A 4,594-nucleotide genomic window follows, 5' to 3' on the forward strand; every position below is an offset into this window, starting at 1 on the left:
CCTTAGAGTCTTTAAGCAGTAGAAATGCTGATGACCTGGCCAGGATGTCCCTGGGCACGTCATCGATTATTTCCAGGGTTTTCTGTTTGAGTTTCTGGTCCATGAATTCCTGCAGAACTTGTGTACAGAAGACCATGGGGCAGAATGCACGGGTTCCAGGCAGGTTGTTGCGCACACGGTGCCGGGGTGAGCCCTTTCCCTGCATAGCAAACTGCATGTTTGGATCCACTACTGAAACATAACGGCCGGTCCGGGCGTCCGGAAGATTCAGCTCTTCACTCAAGAGCCATTCGTAAAGAAACCAGCAACGCCTGGCATATGAGCCGGTGGGGCTGGATTTAACCATTGCTTCTATGGGTTTGGGACCTGTTGCCTGAAACAGCCGTTTGAGGACGGCCAAATCCAGGCCCTCGTACTTGATGGCAAACTTGAGATGGCTTTGTATATCGGGAGATGGGGTGTGGCGTGGAGTAAGTATATGCCAGCCCTGCTCCTGAATGGTTCTGTGTCTGTCTCCGATGGCAAAAAGGGTCCGGGGTAAAGGGACCCTGAGATCAAAATAATCGATTAAAGCACTGTAACCTGCCGGAATTGCCTTTACCGGAAGCCGCCTGTCCCGAAAAAAGGTCGCAGGGCCTGAAAATTGATTCCTTGCCATGAAAAAAAATTCCTTTATAGATATAATTCTGAAATTTGATTTTCAACCAGTATCCTTTATGCGTCAAGAGAATTCTTGACTTCACCCTGGTGGTGATACCCGTGCTTATGAAACTGGCTTTTTCCCCATTGCTGGCCACCATAAGCTGATGGTATTCTTTCAGCAACCCGCCCGCCCAGTAAGGAAAGCAGGGGACAGGCACCCCCGCACTTATTTTTCTAAAGGAAGATTGACAGGTTTTAAAATAAGTGCGGGGAGAGCCAGTCCCCGGAGGTCAGTCATAAGTTTCGTTGTAGTGTTATTTACAGCCGGTTTATCCCAGGATGGCCTTAAGGTCTTCATCAGGGGTGTTTATGGGCTTTATGTCATAGTTTTCCACAAGATAATTGAGGACGTTGGGGCTGACAAAAGCCGGCAGTGAAGGTCCCAGGCGGATGTCTTTGACACCCAGGGCCAGCAGGGACAATAGAATGGCCACAGCCTTCTGTTCATACCAGGACAGCACCAAGGACAGAGGCAGGTCGTTTACTCCGCATTCAAAGGCCTCGGCCAGGGCCATGGCGATCTTTACCGCGGAATAGGCATCGTTGCACTGCCCCACGTCCAGAAGCCTGGGTATACCCCCGATTTCCCCAAGATCCTTGTCAAAGAACCTGAACTTGCCGCAGGCCAGGGTCAGGACTACGCAATCACCTGGCACCTTCTCCACAAACTCCGTGTAGTAGTTGCGGTCCGGCTTGGCTCCGTCGCAGCCGCCCACCAGGAAGAAATGCCGGATATTGCCGCCCTTGACTGCATCAATGACATTGCCAGCTACGGACATGACTGCATTGCGGCCAAACCCCACCATGACATGACCCTTGTCTTCATCAGCTGCAAATCCGTCCATGCTCAGGGCCTTGTCAATAACCGGACTGAAGTCCTTTTCACTTTCTCCTTTGCTGGCCATGCCCACCACTGCCTTGAGACGTTCCAGCAGGGACGTGCTTTCCTGGTCACCATTGACGTGGGCCACTCCAGGCCAGCCCACCAGGCCGGTGGTAAAGATGCGGTCCTTGTAGGATTCCTGAGGCTTCTGGATACAGTTGGTGGTCATGAGAATGGGTCCGGGGAACTGTGAAAACTCCTTGCGCTGATTCTGCCAGGCAGTGCCGTAATGACCATGAAAATGGGAATACTTTTTCAGTTCAGGATAGCCATGGCAGGGCAGCATCTCACCGTGGGTGTAAATGTTTATGCCCTTGCCCTCGGTCTGCTTCAAGAGCATTTCCAGATCCTTTAAATCATGCCCGGAAACCAGGATGGCCTTGCCCTTTTTGGGTCCCAGGGGCACCTTTGTAGGTTCGGGATGACCATAAGTTCCAGTATTGCCGGCATCCAGCAGTTCCATGGCCCGGATATTCGTACGCCCGCATTCCATGGCCAGTTCAATCCACTGTTCCAGACTCAGGTCCTCACGCAGGGTTGAAGCCAGGGCCCTCTGGACGTATTCGTACACAGCGTCGTCCTCCCGTCCCAGTATGGCCGCATGATCGGCATAGGCGCAGATGCCCTTGATGCCGTAGATAACGGTTTGCTTCAGGGAGTGGATGTCCTCGTTGGGATCCTTGTCGGCGATCACTCCATGCTTTTCCCCCTGGGAGACCATGCCCTCCACAGTGTTTTCCGGGACAAAGCCGACGGCTTCAGAGGCGGGGACATTGCCTCCGGCCTGGGACACCTTGGATTTCAGCTCATCCCGGAGTTCCACGGTATCCTTGACCAGTCCGGCAATACGTTCCGGGTCGAAGTTGACATTGGTCAGGGTGGAAAACATGGCCTCGGAGATAAACCTGCCCACTTTGGTGTCCACAACATTTTTTTCCCGCCCGGCCATGGCCACCTGGGACAGGCCCTTGAGGGCAAACACCAGCAGGTCCTGGAGTTCGGCAGTGTCCGGCTGCTTTCCGCACACTCCTATCTTGGTGCATCCTTCACCTTTGGCAGTCTGTTCGCATTGATAACAAAACATAATGAGCCTCCTTTGAATTGTTTTTCTGGTTTGGGGAGTATTCCCGTATAAATACAAATAGCGCATGTATTTTTAAAATCTTTGACTTAAGTCAAAATTAACAACATTTAACATTTTTTTATTGTTTATTTTCAATCTATCTTTTCCAAGCTGAATAATTACATGCAGGCACAACTGCCCTGCTGTACCTGGACATGCTTTTGTCTGGACTGTTCTGCCCCGGGTCTGCCCTGAGGCATAACCTGACCCTGCCTGGAGATGACCACTTCTTCAACAGCCATGTCTTTGCCTGCCTGGACAACCGCCTTTTCAACAATCTTGACCATTCCGGCGCAGCAGGGGACTTCCATGGAGGCAACTGTTACGCTTTTGATGTCCGCCTGCCTGAATATTTCCGTCAGGCGCTCAACATAATCATGGCCGTCATCAAACTTGGGGCATCCAAGCATTATCTTCCTGCCGGGCAGAAGATCCTGGTGCAGTCCCGGGTAGGCAACAGGTACGCAGTCGGCTGCAATCAACAGATGGGCTCCTTTAAGAAACGGCGCATGCGGAGGTACGAGCCTTATCTGTACCGGCCAGTGAGTAAGAGCTGGCTGAATGTTCTCAGTTCCCTGCGCCGGTGTATGTGCCTTATCCGGAGCAAAGTCAGCCATGGCTGAACCGGGGCAGCCGCAGCCAAGCCGAGAGGCTGGTTCCGGCTTTTCCTGCAAAGCCTGTCCGGATGTTTCCTGCTCCCGCAGCCTTTCCTCCACTGCTTCCATGTCAAAGGAATCCGCCTCGCGCTTAATGACCGTGATGGCCCCAGTGGGGCAGTGACCCAGGCAGGCCCCCAGCCCGTCGCAATACTTTTCCGCCACCAGTCTGGCCTTACCGTCCCGGATTTCAATGGCTCCTTCTTCGCATCCCGGCACGCACAGTCCGCAACCGTCGCAAAGTTCCTCATCGATTTTGACAATATCTCTAATTTCTCTGGCCATGTTTTTTTCCTCCCTGTTTTGAAATACGAACAACTTAATTCTTCACCGGGCAGGACGGTTTGCACCTGCTCCAAACAGGACTTTCCCGCCCGGCGTGAATAAGTTATGCCTCATCAGCAATGGCCGTTCCTTGACTTAAATCAAGAAGGCGGAAAAAAACTAAAGCTTGCTACACCCGCAACCCATTTTTTTCACGCAAAGGCGCCCAGTTAAATACTCTTCGAGGTGCTTACGCATTTAACCGGGCAAGCAAAGATCGCTAAGGAAGGCAGCCTTGTCCAAAACCGTGCCCCGGTTTTGGACAATACACCTGCTTGGCGTCTTTGACTTTGCGTACTTTGCCTGCCCAGTTGAATTGCTCGAAGAGCAAGCCCGAAGGGCATTCAACCGGGGCGTCTTTGCGTGAGAATTTTCTTTTTTTTAGGACTACGGTGAGTTGGAAGAAGCCCAGTTAAATTGAAGAAAGTTTAACGTGACAGGGATGCAGGAGACAAACAGGGGTTCAGGGAGGGCCTAAAGACCAATTTCATAAATTGTAAATCCAATTTACAAATGATGAAATAGTTGCTGGTAATCACTATAATTAATCGACTGCAAAAACTCCTTTTTTCAGTCGCAGGAGTCAGGGTTTGTCATAAAATAAGTGTTACATAATGCTTGCATAATCTGGGGGGGTTATCGTTCCCACGCTCAGCGTGGGAGCGTAGCCCGACCGCTCCTGCGGTCATTGTGGACGCTGAGCATCCAGGGAATGTTCCCACGCAGAGCGTGGGAACAATAAGACAAATATAACACTTATATCGTGACAGATCCTCAGGAGGCAAATGGCAGGAGAGAATAATCTTACGGCTTGTGGAATCCATACTCCACGGCATTTATGTTATGCTTTTTTTCCTGACCAAGGGTTGATGTTGGTGTAGGGCCGTAATCATGCCCGGGCATAAG

Annotated in this window: 2 protein-coding genes and 1 pseudogene; all 3 read right to left on the minus strand. The window is 51.4% G+C overall.

Annotation, left to right across the window (positions count from 1 at the left end):
* Positions 1-658: pseudogene (locus QZP87_RS02035) on the minus strand (cell filamentation protein Fic); the annotation flags it as partial.
* Between the two features lie 313 nt (positions 659-971).
* On the minus strand, positions 972-2,669 hold the full coding sequence (hcp, locus tag QZP87_RS02040) for a hydroxylamine reductase (RefSeq protein WP_291321255.1): 1,698 nt from the start codon (positions 2,667-2,669) through the stop codon (positions 972-974).
* A 158-nt stretch (positions 2,670-2,827) separates the two neighbouring features.
* Positions 2,828-3,649 carry a 4Fe-4S binding protein gene (locus QZP87_RS02045; protein WP_291321256.1) on the minus strand — a complete coding sequence of 274 codons (822 nt, stop codon included), beginning with the start codon at positions 3,647-3,649 and terminating at the stop codon, positions 2,828-2,830.
* Between the last annotated feature and the right edge of the window lie 945 nt (positions 3,650-4,594).

The organism is Desulfonatronospira sp. (genome assembly GCA_003563255.1).
In the GTDB taxonomy this organism is placed as follows: Bacteria; Desulfobacterota; Desulfovibrionia; order Desulfovibrionales; family Desulfonatronovibrionaceae; genus Desulfonatronospira.

Excerpts from the sequence above, each read along its gene's own strand:
- QZP87_RS02045 (WP_291321256.1), bottom strand. The coding sequence starts at position 3,649 with ATGGCCAGAGAAATTAGAGATATTGTCAAAATCGATGAGGAACTTTGC.
- hcp (WP_291321255.1), bottom strand. The coding sequence starts at position 2,669 with ATGTTTTGTTATCAATGCGAACAGACTGCCAAAGGTGAAGGATGCACC.